This is a genomic window from Mucilaginibacter sp. NFR10 (assembly GCF_900100445.1).
Classification (GTDB): Bacteria; Bacteroidota; Bacteroidia; order Sphingobacteriales; family Sphingobacteriaceae; genus Mucilaginibacter; species Mucilaginibacter rubeus.
In genome coordinates, this window is record NZ_FMTV01000004.1 from 507,911 (window position 1) to 527,793 (window position 19,883).

19 protein-coding genes are annotated in these 19,883 nt (G+C 42.0%); 7 read left to right on the top strand and 12 right to left on the bottom strand.

Translation table 11 applies throughout. From position 1 onward, the window contains the following. Window positions 1–42 precede the first annotated feature (42 nt). The 3 genes from BLP33_RS16630 to BLP33_RS16640 all read right to left on the bottom strand — a co-directional run bounded on the left by BLP33_RS16630 (window position 43) and on the right by BLP33_RS16640 (window position 4,892). Window positions 43–534 carry a hypothetical protein gene (locus tag BLP33_RS16630; RefSeq protein WP_139160010.1) on the bottom strand — a complete coding sequence of 164 codons (492 nt, stop codon included), beginning with the start codon at window positions 532–534 and terminating at the stop codon, window positions 43–45. 122 nt (window positions 535–656) lie between these two features. Beyond that, entirely contained in the window at window positions 657–3,134 is a 2,478-nt protein-coding gene (locus BLP33_RS16635) for a glutaminase family protein (protein ID WP_090530924.1), read from the bottom strand. Between the two features lie 45 nt (window positions 3,135–3,179). Continuing rightward, the gene (locus tag BLP33_RS16640) at window positions 3,180–4,892 is read right to left on the bottom strand and encodes an arylsulfatase (protein WP_090530927.1); all 1,713 of its coding nucleotides are present in this window, start codon (window positions 4,890–4,892) and stop codon (window positions 3,180–3,182) included. A gap of 213 nt (window positions 4,893–5,105) precedes the next feature. Between BLP33_RS16640 and BLP33_RS16645 the strand changes: the two genes are divergently transcribed. Next, window positions 5,106–5,573, top strand: a complete 468-nt coding sequence (locus BLP33_RS16645) for a DinB family protein (RefSeq protein ID WP_090530930.1) — start codon at window positions 5,106–5,108, stop codon at window positions 5,571–5,573. A 60-nt stretch (window positions 5,574–5,633) separates the two neighbouring features. Here BLP33_RS16645 and BLP33_RS16650 read toward each other — a convergent pair whose 3' ends face one another. Continuing rightward, window positions 5,634–6,167 (bottom strand): OmpA family protein, encoded by a 534-nt coding sequence (locus BLP33_RS16650; protein ID WP_090530934.1) that lies wholly within the window; start codon window positions 6,165–6,167, stop codon window positions 5,634–5,636. Between the two features lie 279 nt (window positions 6,168–6,446). Here BLP33_RS16650 and BLP33_RS16655 point away from each other — a divergent pair, with 279 nt between their 5' ends. Further along, complete coding sequence (locus BLP33_RS16655; RefSeq protein WP_090530937.1) at window positions 6,447–7,628, top strand: alginate lyase family protein; 1,182 nt, start codon at window positions 6,447–6,449, stop codon at window positions 7,626–7,628. A gap of 367 nt (window positions 7,629–7,995) precedes the next feature. After that, window positions 7,996–9,408 (top strand): glycosyl hydrolase family 18 protein, encoded by a 1,413-nt coding sequence (locus BLP33_RS16660; RefSeq protein ID WP_090530941.1) that lies wholly within the window; start codon window positions 7,996–7,998, stop codon window positions 9,406–9,408. An 89-nt stretch (window positions 9,409–9,497) separates the two neighbouring features. On the opposite strand, the gene BLP33_RS16665 is transcribed toward BLP33_RS16660, so the two are convergent. Next, window positions 9,498–10,310 carry a DUF3108 domain-containing protein gene (locus BLP33_RS16665; RefSeq protein WP_090530944.1) on the bottom strand — a complete coding sequence of 271 codons (813 nt, stop codon included), beginning with the start codon at window positions 10,308–10,310 and terminating at the stop codon, window positions 9,498–9,500. A gap of 235 nt (window positions 10,311–10,545) precedes the next feature. On the opposite strand from BLP33_RS16665, the gene BLP33_RS16670 reads away from it, so the two are divergent. Then, window positions 10,546–11,565, top strand: coding sequence for a sensor histidine kinase (locus BLP33_RS16670; RefSeq protein WP_090530947.1), 1,020 nt, complete (start codon window positions 10,546–10,548; stop codon window positions 11,563–11,565). Beyond that, entirely contained in the window at window positions 11,562–12,269 is a 708-nt protein-coding gene (locus BLP33_RS16675) for a LytR/AlgR family response regulator transcription factor (protein WP_090530952.1), read from the top strand. Before BLP33_RS16670 ends, BLP33_RS16675 begins: the two co-directional genes overlap by 4 nt. 126 nt (window positions 12,270–12,395) lie before the next feature. Here the strand turns inward: BLP33_RS16675 and BLP33_RS16680 are convergent, their stop codons facing one another. The 5 genes from BLP33_RS16680 to BLP33_RS16700 form a co-directional block, all read right to left on the bottom strand. After that, entirely contained in the window at window positions 12,396–13,418 is a 1,023-nt protein-coding gene (locus BLP33_RS16680; protein ID WP_090530955.1) for an asparaginase, read from the bottom strand. A 37-nt stretch (window positions 13,419–13,455) separates the two neighbouring features. Then, window positions 13,456–14,223, bottom strand: coding sequence for a TatD family hydrolase (locus BLP33_RS16685; RefSeq protein WP_090530958.1), 768 nt, complete (start codon window positions 14,221–14,223; stop codon window positions 13,456–13,458). Between the two features lie 124 nt (window positions 14,224–14,347). Further along, a complete protein-coding gene (locus BLP33_RS16690; protein ID WP_090530961.1) occupies window positions 14,348–15,340 on the bottom strand; it encodes an FKBP-type peptidyl-prolyl cis-trans isomerase in 993 nt (330 codons plus the stop codon). Window positions 15,341–15,401: 61 nt separating this feature from the next. Beyond that, window positions 15,402–16,379: an FKBP-type peptidyl-prolyl cis-trans isomerase gene (locus BLP33_RS16695; RefSeq protein ID WP_090530965.1), complete on the bottom strand. Its 978-nt coding sequence runs from the start codon at window positions 16,377–16,379 to the stop codon at window positions 15,402–15,404. Window positions 16,380–16,386: 7 nt separating this feature from the next. Next, window positions 16,387–17,397: a DHH family phosphoesterase gene (locus BLP33_RS16700; RefSeq protein WP_090530968.1), complete on the bottom strand. Its 1,011-nt coding sequence runs from the start codon at window positions 17,395–17,397 to the stop codon at window positions 16,387–16,389. A gap of 211 nt (window positions 17,398–17,608) precedes the next feature. On the opposite strand from BLP33_RS16700, the gene BLP33_RS16705 reads away from it, so the two are divergent. Both BLP33_RS16705 and BLP33_RS16710 read left to right on the top strand, forming a co-directional pair. Beyond that, window positions 17,609–18,028, top strand: coding sequence for a nucleoside-diphosphate kinase (locus BLP33_RS16705; RefSeq protein WP_090530970.1), 420 nt, complete (start codon window positions 17,609–17,611; stop codon window positions 18,026–18,028). Window positions 18,029–18,177: 149 nt separating this feature from the next. Then, window positions 18,178–18,375: a hypothetical protein gene (locus BLP33_RS16710; protein WP_090530973.1), complete on the top strand. Its 198-nt coding sequence runs from the start codon at window positions 18,178–18,180 to the stop codon at window positions 18,373–18,375. On the opposite strand, the gene BLP33_RS16715 is transcribed toward BLP33_RS16710, so the two are convergent. Beyond that, entirely contained in the window at window positions 18,362–18,652 is a 291-nt protein-coding gene (locus tag BLP33_RS16715) for a DciA family protein (RefSeq protein ID WP_090530976.1), read from the bottom strand. The two genes, BLP33_RS16710 and BLP33_RS16715, sit on opposite strands and share 14 nt — an antisense overlap. Beyond that, window positions 18,645–19,745: a DNA replication/repair protein RecF gene (locus BLP33_RS16720; protein WP_090530979.1), complete on the bottom strand. Its 1,101-nt coding sequence runs from the start codon at window positions 19,743–19,745 to the stop codon at window positions 18,645–18,647. The genes BLP33_RS16715 and BLP33_RS16720 overlap by 8 nt, the downstream gene beginning before the upstream one ends. Window positions 19,746–19,883: the final 138 nt, after the last annotated feature.

Sequence of the window (19,883 nt, forward strand, 5' to 3'; positions counted from 1 at the left end):
AAGATGAGGGAGGGGGGTAAAAAACCGATTAACAAGCTTGATTTATCTGTGATTGTCGATATATGGTTTAACAGCAATCCCTTCTTTTTCTTTTAATTTAACTAAGAAGCCTGTTTCAAAATCAGATACCATTTGTCTAACTCCGATGCCCTCTATTCCATACCCCCCTAATTTGTAATTATTTTTATCGTGGATCCCAATTAGTTTGACTATTGTACTTCGTATGCCTTCGTTGTCTTTTTCTCCACATTTTAAATTGTATTCTATATCAGAGTTCGAATTTCTTATCTCAAGATTCATATAAATTCCATAGCCGTTTTGCTTATTTCCAGTCGTATCTGTTATTTTAAAGAGTATTTCCGAATCAGCCGCCGCATATTTTTGCATTCCCAATAAAAAGCTATTGACATTACCAAAGAATACATACTTTTTTATCGGTGGGATGGTAGAGCTTACACCAGCAACGAAATAAATACAAGTGCCGATAAATCCCATTAGGGCTAATCCTAATATAACAATTATTACTCTCCGCATTAAAATTGATTTAGTCGTTTATCTTTTGTGGTGGAGTCAGATCTAAATGTATAAAAATATACCAGAACAAAAAAAGGAGCCTGCTATGCAGACTCCTTTTCCAATTATTAAAGTTGGTGGCTTTACTTAGCCGCCAACTTATCCCTTAAAGTTTTCATATAATAACCGCCAATCACACTACGCGCCTGGAAGCCTACCATTTTACCATTGGTAGTTTCATGCCAGTCGCTTAGTGGTACGCGCGATGAAGTTTCGGTAGCAAATTTGTAAACCGGAGCAACTAAAGCGTTGAAATCAGCTCTGTTATCGGCCATAGATGCAGTCCAAAGGATCCAATCGCTTTTTGTGTAGGTTTTACGGCTATCAAGCGGCAAACCAAACTCTTTTTGGTGTGCTAAATAGTATTTAAGCTCGGTATCATACACTTTTTGAGGGAATAATTTCAAACCCAACACTTTATCCCAAACCATGTTGTATTTCTGGCTCCAGGTATCTTTGCTGTCAAACACCAGGCCGTAGTGGTCGCCGGCATTGGCTTTTTCTTCCCATTTTTTGGCCATATCTTTAGCCATCGCTTTGTACTTTTTAGCGGTTGCGGCGTCACCTAACATACCTGCTAATTCGCCGTAGGCGTCAATGGCTACAATAGCTTTTACCGATAAGTTGGCATTATGCGCCAGATGACCGGCAAAATCATCAGTACACAATTGGCTACCCGGATCAAAGCCTGATTTGGCAAGGTATTCAGTCCAGATGGTTAATGTTTTCCAGTGCTTTTTAGCGTAGTTGGCATTGCCTTCAACTTTCGCTAAAGCAGCGTTAAGGATGATCATGTTGCCGCTTTCTTCAACCGGCATATCTTCACCATAAGTTTGGCCGTTTGCCAATGGGTAGGTGCCCAAATCGTGCGATGAATAAGGTTTGTTCCATTTACCGCTTTCGCTGAAATAGAAGATGCCGTTCATCATGCCTTTCAACAAATCAGGATTGTATAGCAGGTACATTGGAGCCGAAGGGTAAGTAATGTCAACCGTGTTGATTGAGCCATTGCTAAAGTTCTCTTTAGATAAGAATAACAATTCGCCCTCCGGGCTTTTAACTACCTGGTGCGCGGCAATACTTTGACGATAAGCCATTACACATAACTTAGCATATTTTTCACCACCGGCTTTAACCGCGTCGGCCCAGATCTTAGCATCTGTTTTTACACAAGTGCCCATCACTTTAGCGTAGGCTTTGGTAGCATCGCTCAGTACGCCTTCAATAGTAGCACCCGGGGTATTCCTCCACCATGGTCTTAAATTGGTTTTGAAGTATTGGATAGCATAGATGTCATCATACCCAACCGAAATAAATTTAGATACCGGCGCAGCAGTCACTTTACCAAATGGTAATACTGTGCTTAACATGAATTGTTTACCAGTAACCGTAGCTTCACCTTTTTGGGCGCCCAGGAATGATGAAACAGCATCACCTTCGGGAGTGATGTATTGTTTAGCTCCGGCGGTTGACGAAGCAACATAAACATAGCCCCAGTCAATACGCAGGTTATCACCTTTTTTCTGTAATACCGGTTGTTCCACAGTGCCGGCTTTTAACAGCTTAAGGCCGTTCTGACTGTATTTTGATACCGTAACTTCCTGTGATGGTGTATTTACAGCCAGATTGCTTGATACCCCCTGATAGATCTGAACATCATGAGCTTTCCCATCGGTTGATTTCAATTGGTAAGTGATGTATGATACCGGGGTGGTAAGTAATTTCAAATCGCCCATAACCAATGGCGAAGTGAACGTAACTTTCAGGTTTACCTCACCTGCTTTAAAGTTATATACGGTTTGGGTAGCTGTAACTTTAACGCTGGTTTGCTCAGCCAGTTTAACGGCTTCGTCATCCTTGCTCAACACTTCTTCAGCAAGACCGGCATCAATAAACGAGCCGCCACCGGTGTTTTTGCAATGAATAGCCAAAACGTTTTCACCCGCTTTCAGATTCGATTTTGCACTGGCAGGCAACGCAACAGTTTCAAAATCGCCGTTAGCGCCACCTTCGGCAGCAATCCGCTGGCCGTTCAGGTATACTTCGGCTTCATCATCATGATAAATTTTCAGCATTAAACGGCCTTTCGGTAATTCGGCAATATTGAATTTCCGACGAACCCAAATGTCTTTCCCTCTCCAGTCGGTGCCTTTGCCTGCACGTTCGTCGCCAAATGGCGCAGCGCTGCTTTTCCAGGCCTGATCATTAAAGCCCGGTTTTTCCCAACCTTCTGCCGGGGCAGTTTCGGCCAGGTATTGGCTGTTGTACGATTTTTCGTCGGTGGCTGCTAAAATGGTTTTATAATTAACGGCCGATGCGCCCATAAAACGGTAGTAATTGCCATCAACCTTAATGAGGCCCAGTAACGATTGGTCTTTCCCGGTCCAGTGTTTGGTGGTTGATTCATTTAACTTATCGGTGTTTGACCAGATGCTGAAATAAGTGTTGTGCGTGATCAGCGGATAAGACGGCATCTTATCTTGTGCCAGCGCTGTTTGTGCAACAAACGATGCTGCCAGTCCGGAAACAAGCAAGTACGTTTTTTTAAAAATGCGGTTCATAAACTACGTTTTACTTTTGGTTTTAATTTATTGTTGGTTTTTTTATTATTTACTCTTATTTCCAGGCTTTGGAAAAACCTGGTGCGTATTTGCCCAGATATGCCAAAGGCTATCCAGTTGGTGCACTTTTTCCGGGTATTTCGATTTCAGATCGGCAGTTTCGGTTTTATCCCGCGACAGATCGTACAAATGCCAGGTAGTATCATCACTCAGCGATACCAGCTTCCAGTTCCCTGAACGTGCATACCTCGCGCCAAAGTGCTCGTTAAACAAATCCTCATGACCGGGAGTTTGTTTGCCTTTAAAACCTGGCACCAGGCTGATACCTGTAGTCGGTGGAATGTTGTGCCCCTTATATGTTTTAGGATATTTGGCCCCAGCCAGCTCAACAAAGGTACTCATGAAGTCCATCACATGGCCCACATGGTCATTAAAGCCACCTCTATTAGCAATAATTCCCTTTGGCCAAAAGGCAATCATCGGTGTATGGATACCTCCTTCATATGATTCGGCTTTCCAATATTCATACGGCGTATTGGCTACGTTTGCCCAACGCGGCCCGATTGACGAATAAGTAGTCTCCGGGCCTGGCAAAGCTTCTTTCTTTGTGGCATAAACAATTTTCCGTCCGTCGCGGGTTTTATTAGGGCGATCAAAACCCGGACCATAAGCAGCGCAGTTTTCAGCACTTGCCCCATTATCCGACAGGAAAACGATAAGCGTGTTATCCAACTGACCTGTTTCTTTCAGCGTTTTAATAATGCGGCCAATACCCTGGTCCATCCTGTCGATCATAGCGGCATGAACAGCCATAGCCATGGCGTCCCATTCTTTATCAGGATTGTTTTCCCATTGCAGATCGCCTTTCCAGCGATCTGACAGCTTTGTTTTTGCAGGGTCGATAAGGCCAAGCTTCACCATCTTTTTGTATCTCGCTTCGCGGATTGCCTGCCAGCCCGCTTTGTAGGTGTCTTTATATTTGGCAATATCCTCTGGCTTTGCCATCAGCGGCCAGTGCGGTGCATTTTCGGCAACGTACAAAAAGAACGGCTTTAACGATTTAGCGTAGCCTTTGATATAAGCTACCGCTGTATCGTTAATGGCATCTGTATGATAGTAGTTTTTGGGGACGGTTTTAATGGGCTTAGTACCGCTAACCAAACTAAAAGGATCGTAAAAATCGACCACGCCCCAAATGGTTCCAAAAAATTTCTCGAACCCGCGGCTGGTTGGGTACTGGCTAATGGGCGAAAAATCGCCAAAGTCTTTATGATGATTTAACCAGGCCATCTGGTCCTGCGCGTTAGGCTGTCCGTTGGTGTTGGACACATGCCACTTTCCCGACATGGCGGTATGGTAACCTGCGGATTTCAAAACTTCGGCAAGGGTTATTGCATTTTCTGTAATATGACCGAGATAGCCGGGTTCGTCTTCGGCGTCGGTCATTTTGCCTATGCCTGCCTGCTGATTGTATAAACCGGTAAGTAAAGATGCTCTTGTTGGGCAGCAACGCGATGTGTTATAGAATTGCCTGTAGCGGATACCATTTTGAGCAAGGTAATTGATGTTGGGGGTATTAACCTCACCACCATAACAGCCCAGATCAGAAAAACCCATATCATCGGCCAGGATCACGATAATATTCGGGCGTTTCCTTGCCGGCTCAGGTTGCTTCACGACTTTAGTTTGCCACGCAACTGAAACAAGCGCTATTGCACCGGCACCAACTAAACCGGCATATAGTTTATATTTATTCATAGGTGATCAAAATACCTGCGCCAGTTCGGTTAAATTTACGTTTTAATAAAGCAGGAAGGTTAAAAAATGACCGAGGCTTTTATGCCTGAACATATAGCACTACGGACAGTTTTACACATTCCAAATTAAAGCAATCATTTTACACAAAACGGCTCAATCATTGGTAAAATCGTATCATTTTTGTGATGAATTTTTAAATTAACCGTAAGGCATATGAGCTTATATACATCACTCTCTGAAAGACTAAAAACCCAGCATCTTACCATAGAACAATTGGTTGCCTATATAAGCAACGATAAATTAATTACGCCACCGGTACCCGGCAAATGGAGCGCTTTAGATAACATAGCCCACCTGGCCCGGTACCAGAAAATATTTACAGACCGTATACACCTGATATTGAATAAAGATACGCCTGTTTTTGATCGTTACACCGGAGATCTCGATCCTGAGTTTATACCTTTCAAATCAATGGGTTTAAGAGAACTGCTGGACATGATAAATACGGACAGGACAACAATTATCGATCTGTTGTCGGGGCTTAGCGACAGCGAATTATCGTGCATTGGCGTACATCCTAAATATGGCAGGCTAACCATCTTAAAATGGGCCGAGTTTTTTGTATTACATGAGGCCCATCATTTATTCACTATTTTTCAGTTGGTTAACGGTACCGAATAATTTTATCTAACAAAAAAGGCAGCCCAATGAGCTGCCTGTGGTTTCCATTGAAAATTTTATTTACTGTGCCAGTTTAACCTCAACACGACGGTTAAGCACACGGCCATCTTCGGTAGTGTTATCAGCTATCGGTTTGCTTTCGCCCCAACCTTTTACAGTAAGGTTATCGCCATTAACACCGCTGTTTACCAGGTACAATTTTACAGAGTTTGCCCTATCTACAGATAACGACATGTTATGCTCGGCAGTACCTTCGGCAGAAGCATTGCCATTTAAAACAAATTTCGCCGACGGGTCTTTTTTCAGTTCTTTAACAATATGATCTAAAGTTTGGTACGAAGCAGTTTTTAACACCGCCGAATTAAACTCAAACTGGATATTGCTGAAATTATAATCTGGTTTCTCTGGTGCAGGAGCAGGTGCCGGCGGAGGGGTTGGCGCCGGTTTTGGTGCGGGCGGAGGTGTTGCAGCTTGTTGTGTTGGCTGGGCCGGTGGCGGTGTTTGCACAACCGCTTTTTTGGTTTTGCAGGCTTGGGTAGTGATAGCTAAAACAGCTATTGCAAGAGCTAATAAAGGTGTTTTTAGAGTTTTCATATCTAATGATTTGCGTAAACATAAAAAACGTTGGCATAATGTTTATAGTGCCTAACCATAATTTTATGGCTGGATAACGCTTTTTACATACTGATGTAGATTATTTAATCAATAGTTATGCCATTTGCCTGGAGAACCTGCAAATCCTAATGAAGAATAAATGCGCTAAGCGTTTTTTACTTCAACGTTGTCGTGAAAAAACGCCTCCACCAATCCCCTACACACCAAAAACAATTATCCACTATGCTTATCTTGTCGGCACCATTATAAACCATCGCCATGAAAAAATTATTTGCTGCAATTTTAATTGCTGTTACAACCTTAACGCAATTTGCTTTTACGCCCCTACAATCAAAACCAGATAAATCCCCTGTAGAAAAAGCTGCAGAACAAACTCTCAAAAAGCAAATAATGACCGAGGCCGCCTGGGCCATGCAACTGCAGCCGGTTACAGTTACAGCGTCATCTTCACCCAGGAGTGCGGGCGGTAAACACGACTTTTTTTCGGAAGCCGACTATTTTTGGCCGGACCCTAAAAATCCCGATGGCCCTTACATTAACCGCGATGGCATGACTAACCCGGATAACTTTGTAGAACACCGCAAAGCCATGATCCGCTTTAGTAAGATCATCGGCGCCCTGGCATCGGCCTATAAAATAACCGGAGATGTAAAATATGTTAAACAGGCTGTAATCCACCTTAAAGCCTGGTTTATTGATCCCGAAACGTTGATGAACCCAAGTCTTTGGTTCGCCCAGGCAGTTAAAGGGCAGTTTACCGGCCGTAATTATGGTATTATCGATACTATTCACCTGATGGAAGTTGCACAAGGCATTATCGTGATGGAAAAAGCCATGGATGCCGAAACTACAGCCGCTGTTAAAAAATGGTTTACCGATTATACCAACTGGCTCATGACCAGTAAACCCGGCATCCAGGAAAGGGATGTTAAAAACAACCACGCCACCTGCTGGGCTATGCAGGTAGCCTCCTTTGCCAAACTTTGTAAAAATGAAGTAGTACTCGATTCGATTCGCGTGCGATACAAAACGATATTGCTCCCCCGCCAAATGGGTACCGACGGCAGCTTCCCCTTAGAGATGGCTCGTACCAAACCCTATGGTTACTCTATTTTTAACCTCGATGCCATGACCATGCTGTGCCAGATCCTTTCAAGCCCGCAGGATAATTTATGGAATTTTGAAACACCGGATGGCAAATCCATCAAAAAAGGGATAAGTTATCTATATCCCTTTGTGGCAGATAAAAGTAAATGGACTTTAAAACCCGACGTAATGTACTGGGACAACTGGCCAATTGCGCAGCCTTTCCTGCTGTTTGGCGTTAATGCCTACCATGAAAAAGTGTGGTTAACAACCTGGCAAAAACTGGATCATAATCCTCAGGTTGAAGAAGTTATCCGAAATTTACCCATCAGGCACCCGCTCATCTGGTTTTAATCGGGTAAGCGACTTCCCCACTCAACGCTTTTTTCCCGTCTATAATAATATATAAACTGTGAGTTAAGCGTATCATCAAAATATTTTTTTGTCGGGAAGGCGGGTTTTCTCCGTATATCATCACACTACAAAAGCACTACCACGCTTGTGATCGAATCGTATTGAGGTTATTATAAGGTATTTATAATAAGATGTTTATATAATTTTACCAATACAAAAACATCTATTATACCTATTAACGCGCCTTTCCTGGTATTAGTATATGATATTCATAAGTATCATGAATTTGGTTAACAGGTTTGTGTTTTATTGCCCGGCTTATTTATAAACCAAATAATACATCTAAAACCATTTAACAAATTAACTTATGAGATCAAAATTTAACTCTTACCTCCTTGGCCTTTTTCTGGTCGCAATGGCAGCACTATCATCCTGTAAAAAGGATAACATGAACCAGTTTAAAACCGGCAGCGATTCAAACAACGATAACAGCAGCAAGCCTGTTGCTGTTAACAATGCCGTACCTATTGCCTCCTTTAAAGTAATAGGTTACCTGCCCAGCTGGCAGGGCGATGTAAATACAGTACAATACAGCAAACTGACCCACATTAACTACGCCTTTCTTACCCCTACCAATACCGGAGGGCTGAACCCGCTTGATAACCTTTCAAAATTCACCAGCCTGGTATCAAACGCACACAGCCATAATGTTAAAGTAATGATATCTGTAGGTGGTGGTGGCGGCGGCGATGCCTTCCATCCTATTGTAGCCAACGCCGGTTACCGTACCACTTTTGTTAATAATATGGTCAACTTTTGTAACCAGTATAACGTTGATGGCGTGGATATCGACTGGGAGTTCCCCTCGGCAGGTACCGAAACCAATAACTTTTATTTATTACTGCAGGAACTATCAACTGCCATGCATAACAGCGGCAGGTTATGTACCATCGCCTCCATCTCGGTTGGGGCTACTTACGTTACCAGTAATATGTTCCCCATCCTTGATTGGATCAACATCATGGATTATGACGACAACAACTTCCAGCACTCTACCTACCAATCGGCTGTTGATTGTTTAAGCTATTGGGCAAACCGTGGTTTGCCTGCAGCCAAAACCATCCTGGGGGTTCCGTTTTATGCAAGGGATAACCGGTACGATTATTCGACCATGAACTATGTTGATGTTTTAGCTATAGGCGGTAGCCCCAATTCAGATACCTTTCAAACTTTTGGCTATAATGGTATCCCAACTATTAAAAGCAAAACAACACTGGCGCTTAACCAGGCAGGGGGCATGATGATCTGGGATTTGGGCGGCGACGCTTCAGGTGCCAACTCCCTGCTTTCGGCCATGAACACTATTATTACCGGCGGTACTACCAATCCTCCGCCAACTCCTCCAATAGGTACAGTAATTTCGCTTAAAGGCTTTAACGGCAAATATGTAAGCGGCGAAAACGGCACGCAGGCTATGACCTGCACCCGCACCACTGCCGGCGACTGGGAACATTTCACTGTTCTTGACGCAGGCAACGGCAAAATCTACCTGCGCAGCATGGGTAAATATGTATCATCAGAAAACGGCACACAAGCCATCACCTGTAACCGCACCACGCCAAGCGACTGGGAAAAATTTGACTGGATAGTTACCACCGACGGAAAAATAACGTTACGCGGCAACAACGGCAAATTCATTTCCAGCGAAAACGGAACGCGGGCCATGACCTGTAACCGGGCTACCGCATCGGGCTGGGAAGCATTTGGGTTGAATCAGTAAACTATTAACTGCTTATACCAAAGGCCGGGGGCTATGATTTTTAGTATCATAGCCCCGGCTGTTTTTCAGAGGATTGGTATATTCTTTTTTTACTTCGCAAACCTCGGCAGCAGGTTAGTCGCGGCACCCATTATTTTTATTTTGTAGCGATAACCCCCTCCAAAAGAATCCTCCTCTTTTAAAAACTCATGATTTTTTTTACTGATCCAGTAGGTCTCGGTAAAATGGCGGCCATTGTAATCGCTTTCGTTATATAGCTTCCAGCAATCAACTTTGTTACCATCCAATGTAGTAATTAACTCGCTGCCTGTTACTTTGTATAAAACATAAAGCGGTGCAGGGATCCCGGCCTCATAAAAGGGGATCGCAAAACTTTTGCCTTCGGCAAGCGGTAACATCTCAAAGGTTTCAATGTCTAAATTCCAATTGAAGTTGGCAAAGGTAAAATCAAGCTTAAAGTTCTTAGCCTCGTTATTGGCAACGGTGTCGGCACTTATCACTTTATCGGCAGCCCAGTTAAAGGCTTTTGTTTTTTTGCCGATGGTTTCTGAATGATAAATCGGCGCGAAATCAGGTACTTTATTAACGGAATAAATGGAACGGTATGATAAGCTATCGCTGCCATACCAGTGCTGGGTTATGGTAAATACCTTTTCACCGTTACGGGTTTCGAGGTTTATATCGCGCAGCCAAAGCCAAAATTTCAAGCTTCGGTTGTCCTTTGTATTTTGAAAATACACAAGGTATTGCTTTAACCCGGGTTTAAGCGCCGATGTTAGCAGGCGTTTGTCTTTTACACGGATGGTATCAGTTTGAGCAAATACTTTAGGCGTATGCGATAGCAGCAGTAACAAGCTAAGGCTTACAGCTACTAATTTTTCGGCTAATTGTTCGGTTTTCATGATAATTTGATGGTTTGATAAGGATACATTTCTGTTAACAATTCAAAACTGCCTTTTATCAACCATCCGATGAAACCGGTTAAACCACTGCCGCGTTCTTTTTAGCCTACTACTGTATTTATTCAATAATATACCTGCAGACCAACTTATTGAACATTTAGTGCCATTTATTGAATAAATGCCGGCAACTATTTAAAACCGGCATCCACAAACAAAAAGCTTAGTAATTTTAAAAATGCAACTATTTAAAACCCGCCCATCCATTACACAACTCCAGCTTTTGATATGGTTAGCGGTGTCGCTGTTACTGTTTTTTTCTTATCTGCCGATGGATGGAGCAGGCCAATCGACTGTTTATACCATTGTTAACACTACGTTTTACGCAGCTATCATATATGGTAACATCCTCTTCCTGTATCCTGTATTTTACCAAAAGGAAAAATATATTTGGTATGTATTACTTGTCATCATTTTTTTAGTGGCAACGGGTGTGCTCCGGGGTTATTCAACCCTGCTTATTTATAATACCTTTTTTGCAAAAACACCAGAGCATATCAGTCAAAAAGCCATCATTAATTACGTTTCGGGCGGAGTGCTCATTTTCATTATGAGCCTGATCTTTCGCATAGCAATAGCTTATTTTAAGCTGAAGCAGCAAACGGAAGAGATTATGATTCAAAAAAGCCAGGCCGAACTAAACCTGCTTAAATCACAAGTGCAACCGCACTTTTTGTTCAATACACTTAATAATATTTATTACGAAGCTTACCGTGAGGCTCCCCGTACCGCGGCATTAATTGAGCGGCTTTCGGACATTATGCGCTATTTTGTTGATGAAAGCCCCAAGGATGATGTAGCCATCGGCACCGAAGTACAGTTTATTGAAAACTATATCGCATTAGAAAAAATCAGGATCAGGCATGAGGTGGTTGTTTTTTTTGAAAAGAATTTCAATTCGGATCTGCGCATCCCGCCTATGCTGCTCATGACTTTTGTAGAGAATATTTTTAAGCACGGCATCGACAAATCGAGCGAACAAAACCTTATTGGTATATCTTTGGTTCAGCAGGGTGATTATCTCTTTTTTAAAACCAACAATGCTATCCATACCGAAGTAGCAAGCAAACGCGCTGCCGGTTTCGGCATTGTCAACTTAACCAAAAGGCTAACCATGCTGTACGGTTCAAATTTTGACCTGAAAATTGATAAAAGTAACAACACCTTTGCCGCGTTTTTAAAGATCCCGATAGCATGAATTTAAGCTGTATCATAATTGATGACGAACCTAACGCGGTTAACCTGCTGGAGATCCTGGTGCAGCAAAGTACGCAGTGGCAGCTTAAAGCCAAATGTTATAACGCGCTTGAGGCACTGGCTTTTTTAAAAACCAATAAGGTTGATTTTATTTTCTTGGATATCAACATGCCGCAATTAACGGGCATGGAGCTGGCAGGCTTGCTTCCACCGCAAACCAAAATTGTGTTTACTACTGCCTATTCAGAATATGCTGCCGAAAGCTATACCTATCAAACTATTGATTATCTGCTGAAACCAATCACACTGAAACGCTTCCTGGCAGCCATGCAAAAGATTGAAGCGTATTTTGGCAAGTCCGAACCGGTGATGCAACAAACCCCGGTTAATGAGGGCTATTTCTTTATAAAATCGGGCAAGGTGTTACGCAGGATCCTACTGGACGAGATCTTATACTTTGAAGGCGAAAAGGAATATGTACGGCTTGTTACCAGCCAGGAACAGCTATTAATTTACCGCAGGCTCAAGGATATTGAAGAGCAGCTTTCGGCCCCCTTTGTGCGGGTACACAACTCTTATATTGTAAATACCAAACAACTGGTAAAAATTCAGGACAACCATATTTATATTGCGGATAAACACATCCCTGTAAGCGAAAAATTTAAAGATAGTTTTATGAAGCTTATTAATAGAAGGATATTTTAAATCTTACATGAACATCCTTATTAACCAATCCAGACTTACGAAGTTTCAAAAACTTCGTAAGTCTTCAAAGGCCTCGCGTTAAAATCTGTCAAATTTTCATATTCAGTACAACAGTAATCGATGAATTTACGATACCGTAATCTCGCCTCTCAAATCCGTTTCCAGCCATTCTTTTACCTGCAAGGGATCATCGCTTTGGCCCAGCAGGTACATCATTTTGGTAACAGCTGATTCAAAGGTCATGTCATAGCCGTTGGCTACGCCGATATCTTTGAGGTGTTTGCTGGTTTCGTAACGGCCGAGTTCAACCGTACCTACCTTACATTGCGAAATATCAAGGATCACCTTACCGCTGTCGATAGCGTTTTTAAGCAAATCGATAAACCAACTGTCGGTTGTGGTATTACCGGCCCCGAAGGTTTCCATTACTATACCCCGCACGTCGGCGCTTAAAATGTTCTCAACCACTTTAGGGCTTATGCCCGGGTATAACTTCAATACGCCAACATCATTCACCAGGTTATTGTGTACAATTAACGAGCTTTCGTCTTCAGGCAGCCTGATATCGTTCGCGCTAAAGCGTAAATGAACGCCCGATTCGGCCAATATAGGATAGTTTGGCGAGCGGAAAGCCTCAAACTTTGATGAATTATATTTAAAAGCCCTGTTACCACGGAACAGTTTATAGTCAAAATAGATACAAACCTCGGGCACGCGGGCGCGGTCATTCTTTTTAGCTTTAGCTATTTCAATAGCTGTCATCAGGTTTTCCTTTGCATCAGTGCGGATGGCGCTTATCGGCAGTTGCGAGCCTGTGAAAATAATGGGCTTGCCTAAGTTTTCTAACATAAAACTTAATGCCGACGCGGTATATGCCATCGTATCCGAGCCGTGCAAAATCACGAAACCATCATTATCATGATAGTTTGACTGGATCAAACCGGCCAGCTCGCTCCAGATTTCGGGGTTCATGTTTGATGAATCAATGATCTCATCAAACGAGTGTACTTTGATACGGCAGTTAAGCTTTTCAAGCTCGGGCACGTTATCCATTATTTGCTCAAAGTTGATAGGCTTGAGTACCTTTGTAACCGGATCACTCATCATACCTATTGTCCCTCCGGTATAGATGATCAAAATTTGGCTCATTAATTAAGTTTATGCTGTATATAAATATTAAACAATTTTATATTCCGAATACAAGCCTGGAATTTTCGGTAGTGACCTCTGCCACTTTTTCAAGGCTTGTTTGGTGAAGCTCTGCTACCTTTTGGGCTATATATACCAGGTACGAGCTTTCGTTAGGTTTACCCCTGAACGGAACAGGCGTAAGGTACGGAGAATCTGTTTCTAAAACGATATGTTTAAGGTCAATTTCCGGTATTACTTTATCAAGCCCCGAGTTTTTGTAGGTAACTACCCCACCTATGCCCAGGTAAAAATTAAGGTCGATCATTTTTTGAGCTTGTTCAAGAGTACCTCCAAAACAATGAAAAATACCCCGTAACCTTTCATCTGCTTCCCCCTTCAGCACTTCGTACACCTCATCAAAAGCATCGCGACAGTGGATCACAATGGCCAGATCAAGGCTTTTGGCCCAATTGATCTGTTTTACAAACGCATCTACCTGCTCCTTTAAATGCGTTTTATCCCAATACAGGTCAATACCTATCTCGCCTATGGCATAGATTTTATTTTGCTGATGGGCATTCATGATGGCCGAAAGTTCTTCTTCCCAATTCTCCTTTACATCACAAGGATGTAAGCCCAGCATGGGGTAGCAATATTGAGGATACTCATTCGCCAAACCATAAACCAGCGGAACGGAAGCCGCATCAACATTGGGTAAAAATAAACGGGTAATGTTATTATCGATACAACGCTGCATTAACGCCGCGCGTTTTTCAGGAATGGTTTCGTAGTATTGATGGGTGTGCGTGTCGGTTAAAACCATGCTGCAAAAATAAACCTTGAATACCTAATAACGAATTTATAGCGGTAAAGTATCGATACTTTCAATTAATTACCTGACGACTACCAACAAAAAACCTCCCGCTTTTGGCGAGAGGTTTCTTCTATCAGTTCTTTTTAGCGGCCGGTTTCTTTGTGCCGGCTTTTTTTAGTGGAGCTTTACCAGCAGCCGGTTTCGGGGTAACCGCGGCATGTTTGCCTGGTTTTACTTTTACCAGTTCGATATCGAATACCAATGTGCTGTATCCGGGGATTTCGGATCCGTAAGGACGTTCGCCGTAGGCAAGATTTGAAGGAATGATAAATGTTGCTTTTGAACCTTCATTTAATAAAAGCAAACCTTCATCCCAACCTGATATTACCCTGTGCTCGCCTAAAACAACGCTTATAGGCTCATACGGACGGCCTGGTTGTTGTATACCCGCCGCTTTGGCGTTAGCTTCAATACTGGTATCAAACAGTTTACCGTTAAGCAACTTTCCGGTATAATTTACCAGCACGGTATCGCCGTTAAGTGGCTTTCTTTTGGTTGTTGGGCTGGTTATCACGTATTTTAAGCCTGAAGCTGTAGTAACAGGTTTAAGACCATGTGCCGTAATATAGCTTTCTCTGTCGGCTGTTTCAGCTTGTTTTAGTTTTTCAAGGCCTGCATTCCTTTCGGCAATGGCATCATTTAACGATTGAACCTTCTCTATCTTTAAAATAAAAGTAAGAAAGCTGCCTTTAGGTAAAAATGGCGGGCGGGCTTCTTCATGACCAACAAATACCGAATCGGTTGGAATTTTAACCAGGGCACTGTCTTTTGCTGCAAGCAGCGGGAATATTTCCATCAGGTCGCCTACATTTTGCGAGGCCTGCACCTGGGCTTGTACGGGATGCCCTGCCTTATAACTACTGAACAGTACTGAATCTTTATCGGTTTTCTGGATAAAGTTAAAAGTAAGCACATCGTTGATCTTAGCTTTGTTGCCCGGGTTAGCAGTATAGATCTGGTAAAGCGCGCCTTTAGCGGTTTTCTGCAAACCAGCCGTTTGCGCACCTGCATTTAAAGCAAGCGCGGAAAGCGCCGGCAATAAAAAAGAAAAAATATGTTTTTTCATAAGTTATAAATAAAAAAGCCTTTCCTGTTTTAAGCAGGAAAGGCTTTGTAAAACATGATAACTATTTAGTCGTCGGGGTTGGCATTTGCATTTGCGGTGCAACCGGTTTTGGTGCATTTGGATTTGGGTGGATGATATTTACCAGCTCAACTTCAAATACAAGCGGCGTATAAGGCTGCATTTGCTGGCTTCCCTGATCGCCATAACCTAATGATGATGGAATAACCAACATCGCTTTAGTCCCTTTATTAAACAATTGAAAAGCTTCGTCCCAGCCTTTGATCACTTTACCTTCACCTACCGGAATGCGAATAGGTTGATAAGGGTTCATCGGGTTGATCTGCATCTTTTCTTTTACAGCTACTGCTTTAACACTTGTTTCCAAAACTTTGCCAGTAACAAGCCTTAAAGTATAATTAATTACTGCTGTATCACCTACTGCTACGTTAGCACCACTGCCTGGTGTAGTAACTGCATAATTTAAACCTGATGCAGTTTTTACAAATTTCAAGTCTTTATGTGCATCCAGGTAACCCTGGATCTTAGCAGGCTCTTTACCTTTAAGGGCGTCGGTTTGACCTTTCATGTATTGGGTAACGCGATCGCGGAAAACTTGCTCGGTAAGTGCGCCTTTAGCAACTACCTTTTCAATTTTAATAGTATAAACCAGGTATTTACCTTTAAAGCCCGGCGGGCGTTGCTGACCGCCTTTAAATACCGAATCAGCAGCAATTTTAAAGGTGGCGCTATCACCTTCGCCCAATAATGCTAAGCCAGAAACAATATCACCTTTGGTTTGAGGTTTAGGCATCAGCGTTGGTATAGGCTGGCCGTTATCATAAGAGTTATTGATAATTGAATCCTTATCGGTTTTGAGGATCATGTTCAGTGTCATAAAGTCACCTTCCTTAACTTTAGGATTGCCTTTTGAGGTGTGGATATTATAAAGCAAGCCGCCTTCGCCTTGCTTAAACCCACCGTTGCAACTTGCAAATCCAATAGCCGCAAGTGACAGAAACATCAGTTTTCTTTTCATCATTACTTTTTTACTGTATTAATAGTTTTTTATATTCGGGTAAAATTTGTTTAAATTGTTGTATAACCTGTTCAAGGCTATCCTCAGAATGACCACCGGCCGCATTGCGGTGACCGCCGCCATTAAAGTATTTTTTGCAAATCTCGTTGGCCGGGAACTCGCCTTTTGAGCGTAATGAAAGTTTTACCCTGTCGCTTCGTTCAACTATGAAAGCAGCCAAACGGATGCTTGCCATCGATAATGCATAATTTACCACACCTTCTGTGTCGCCTGTTTCAACATCAAAACGTTCCAGGTCATGTTTGTTAACTGCAATTATAGCTGTATTAAATTCGGGCAACACCTCCAGGCAATTAGCCAGGCAATGGCCTAAAAAGCGCAGCCTGTTTTCAGATGCGCTATTATACACCAACTCATGAATGCGCCAGTTAACCGCACCGGCATCTATCAAATCGGCAACTATGCGATGAACTCCGGATGTAGTGTTGGGAAGCCTGAATGAAGCCGAATCGGTCATAATACCTGTATAAAGGCAGGTTGCCACATCCTTATTTACAAGTTCTTTGTGGTGAAGCTCGTTTACTATAAAATCATATACCAACTGCGCAGTAGCACAGGCATTGATATCCCAGTGCCTGTAATCGTCAAAATCGGCAGGCTCCAGGTGATGATCGATCATGATCTTATAGGCATTACTCTCGCCAACCAGCTCGCCCATGTCATTGATACGGCTCAGCGCATTAAAGTCGAGGCAAAATATAAGTTTCGCATCTGCTATCAGGGCGGCAGCTTCTTCGCGGTGCTCGGTATAAATAATGACATTCTCGTTACCCGGCAGCCAGCTTAAAAAGTCAGGATAATCTGTAGGGGCAATAACCCTGGCATGATGGCCCTGCTGTATCAAATAATTATATAAGCCTAATGACGACCCCATAGCATCACCATCAGGTTTATGATGGGTAGTGATCACTATTTTTTGAGGTTTCGTTAAAAGGTCAGTAAGCGAAGCTAAATCTAACATCAATTCTTAAAAAAAGAGTTGCAAAGCTAAATAAATAAATGAAATACAAACCATCTAATTTAATTCAAAAAGCTTTATCTTACAGTTACAAAAGCCTATTTTTGCCGCAAATTTTAAATGTTATCATAAGCATCAGCAAGCTTATATTTTAAAACTAACGTAACAAAGGCATTTAATCTATTAATAACCCAAAAAAGAAACAATTATTTCAATGAAAAACAACAGAACATTTACCATGATAAAGCCTGATGCCGTTGCAGACGGGAATATCGGTGCTATTTTAGACATTATTACCAAAAACGGCTTTAAGATCGTGGCGCTTAAATACACTAAATTATCTGCCGAAAAAGCGGGCCAGTTTTATGAAGTGCACAAAGAACGTCCTTTTTACAACGGATTAGTTGAATTTATGTCATCGGGCCCTATTGTAGCAGCTATTCTTGAAAAAGACAACGCTATTGTCGAATTCCGTAAACTGATCGGGGCCACTAACCCGGCCGATGCCGCTGAAGGTACCATCCGTAATCTGTATGCAAGATCAATTGGTGAAAATGCCGTTCATGGCTCAGACTCCGACGAGAATGCCGACATTGAAGGAAACTTCTTTTTCTCGGCTTTTGAAAGGTTTTAAGTAACTTATTTCGGGTGTAATTACGTAAGCTAAAAGTTACGCCCGAAATTTTTACGTTTTTTTTGTAATTATGGTTACATCTTTTGTAACTTTACAATATCCACCTAAACAATATTACATATTTTAATCAACCAATAATATCACAAAACATGAAACCATTATTCAAATACATATTTTACGTACTTATATTGGTAATGTTGGTTATTGGATCACTAATGCTTTACAGAACACACCCTGAAGCCCAGCTCGCGCTTATCATTCCCGGTCTGTTCATTCTCGCTTATTCAAAGCTTACGGATGATATCAAATTAAAGCATAACAGCTTACGCATGCTTAGAGGAAGATAATTTCCTCAACAAGCACACTTTTAGCTTCGTTATTTATCTTTTCAATTATCTGGCTGCGCATTAGCATCAATTCATTTTTTATTACTGACGATTCTATCCGCAGGAATAATTTCTTATCGCGCACAAATAACTCTTTAGTGCGATTGGCTACCGATTTGCCTACCAGGTCGGGCCAGGCAGTAATTACACCGGTTTCGTCAAAACGCCGCTTGATCTTATACACATTAAGCATTTGCTCAATAGCTTCCTTAAGTGTTTTGTCGTTGGTTTTACGCATCAATCGCTCCTCCCTTTACTTTAAATAGTTTAACAGGTACCCCTATTTTATTAAAAACGCTTCCAACACGTTCAACCCCTGTATCGGTTATAAAAACCTGGCCAAAATCGTTGTTGGATACCATTTGCATTAATTTGGTAACCCGGCCATCATCAAGTTTGTCAAAAATATCATCAAGCAAAAGCAGGGGTTTAAATCCTTTTTGCTGGTATAAAAAAGTATATTGAGCAAGTTTAAGGGCAATTAAAAATGACTTTTGCTGTCCCTGCGACCCAAACTTTTTCATGGCCATACCATGGATATTGAATTGCAGATCATCTTTGTGAATGCCCGCCGTGGTACGCTCCAACGCCCTGTCACGGTCAAAACTCTTTTTTAATAAATTATTTAAATCATCGGCAAGCAGTTGCGATTCATACACGAGGTCAACATGCTCGGCATTATCGCTCAAAAAACTGTAATGCTTATTAAATATAGTAACAAAACCCTCCATAAAGGCACGGCGCCTTTCAAAAATTCGATTGCCCGAAGCGTTCAGTTGCTCATCAATCACTTCAAACAAGCCGGCATCATATCGCCCTGTATCCGCTACCTGCTTTAAAAGCGCGTTACGATTGGTAAGAATTTTATTATAAACAATCAGTTCATCCAGATAATGATTATCTGTTTGCGATATCACATTATCGATAAACTTTCGGCGCTCTTCGCTACCTTCGGTTATGATACTGGTATCATTTGGTGATATCATTACCAGCGGTAACAGTCCGATATGATCAGCCAGGCGCTGATAATCTTTTTTATTGCGCTTAAACTGTTTCTTTTGATTACGCTTTACAGAACAGGCAACAGCTTCGGGCTGATTGTTTTTATTAAAGATGCCGGTGATGATAAAAAAATCGGTACCCTGTTTAATCTGCTGGCTGTCTATCGGGTTAAAATAGCTTTTACATAACGACAGGTAATGAATAGCATCAAGCAAATTGGTTTTGCCGGCGCCATTATTACCTGTAAAAGCGTTAACCCCCTCGCTGAAAACCAGTTCGGCTTCATCGTAATTTTTAAAGTTAATAACTGACAGCTGTTGCAGGTGCATGGGATGGCAAAGTTACGTTTTTTTGAGTTGTTCATGGTTCATGGTTAATAGTTCATAGTAATCTTTAAATCTATTAAGCATTAACATCCTTTTTAACGTGTAAAGAAGCTACCAGCGGCTATGAACCATGAACTATTA